This window comes from Belliella filtrata (assembly GCF_022549775.1).
Lineage (GTDB): Bacteria > Bacteroidota > Bacteroidia > Cytophagales > Cyclobacteriaceae > Belliella > Belliella filtrata.
In genome coordinates this window covers 1-1353 of record NZ_JAKZGP010000137.1, presented here as the reverse complement: position 1 = coordinate 1353, position 1353 = coordinate 1, and the positions used below count along the sequence as shown (strand labels likewise).

Below are 1353 nucleotides of genomic sequence, written 5' to 3'. Positions count from 1 at the left end.
GCTTTAACCCGGTATTCCGTCACCGGGCGTGTCTTTCATCACTCCGTCACTCCATCACCTGTATATCAAGTATGGGAATATTAACCCATTTGCCATCGACTACGCCGTTCGGCTTCGCCTTAGGTCCCGACTGACCCTGATCCGATTAGCGTTGATCAGGAAACCTTGGTCTATCGGTGTGCGGGTTTCTCGCCCGCATTATCGTTACTTATGCCTACATTTGCTTTTCCAATCGCTCCAATGCACATCGCCATGCACCTTCTCTGCTATTGGAATGCTCCCCTACCACTGATACTTGGTATCAATCCTACGCTTCGGTATTACACTTGATGCCCGATTATTATCGACGCCCTGCCGCTCGACCAGTGAGCTGTTACGCACTCTTTAAAGGAATAGCTGCTTCCAAGCTAACCTCCTGGCTGTCTCTGCAGCTGGACCACCTTTGTTCAACTTAGTGTAAATTTTGGGACCTTAGCGGTAGGTCTGGGTTCTTTCCCTCTCGGACTCGGACCTTAGCACCCAAGCCCTCACTGCCGTTACTGTATGTCGGCATTCGGAGTTCGTCAGGATTTGGTAGGATATGACTCCCCCTAGTCCTATCGGTAGCTCTACCTCCGACATACATTCCACGACGCTGTTCCTAAAAACATTTCGGGGAGTACGAGCTATTTCTCAGTTTGATTGGCCTTTCACCCCTACCCACAGATCATCCGGAAACTTTTCAACGTTTATCGGTTCGGTCCTCCATACTGTGTTACCAGTACTTCAACCTGTCCATGGGTAGATCACAAAGTTTCGCGTCTACCGCCACTGACTAAGCGCCCTATTCAGACTCGCTTTCGCTCCGGATACAGAACTTAATTCCTTATCCTCGCCAGTGACGAGTAACTCGTAGGCTCATTATGCAAAAGGCACGCCGTCACTACACTTAGTAGCTCCGACCGCTTGTAAGCGCACGGTTTCAGGTTCTATTTCACCCCGTTATTCACGGTACTTTTCACCTTTCCCTCACGGTACTTGTTCACTATCGGTCTCTCAGGAGTATTTAGCCTTTCCGGATGGTGCCGGATAATTCAATCGGGATTTCTCCTGTCCCGACCTACTCAGGATACCAACCACCATAATCAAAATTCCAGTACGGGATTGTCACCCTCTACGATATGCCTTCCCAAACATTTCCTGTCTCTTGATCATAATTTATGTCGGTCCTATAACCCCGACGCTGCCGTAACAGCATCGGTTTGGGCTGTTCCAATTTCGCTCGCCACTACTCTCGGAATCACTGTTGTTTTCTCTTCCTCCGGGTACTTAGATGTTTCAGTTCCCCGGGTTTGCCTTCCTTGCGGAATATCC

The 1353-nt window shown here is 49.4% G+C and carries 1 rRNA gene; it reads right to left on the bottom strand.

The annotated features are described in order from the left end of the window. Positions 1 to 1353: ribosomal RNA gene (locus MM239_RS20760) — 23S ribosomal RNA — on the bottom strand; the annotation flags it as partial.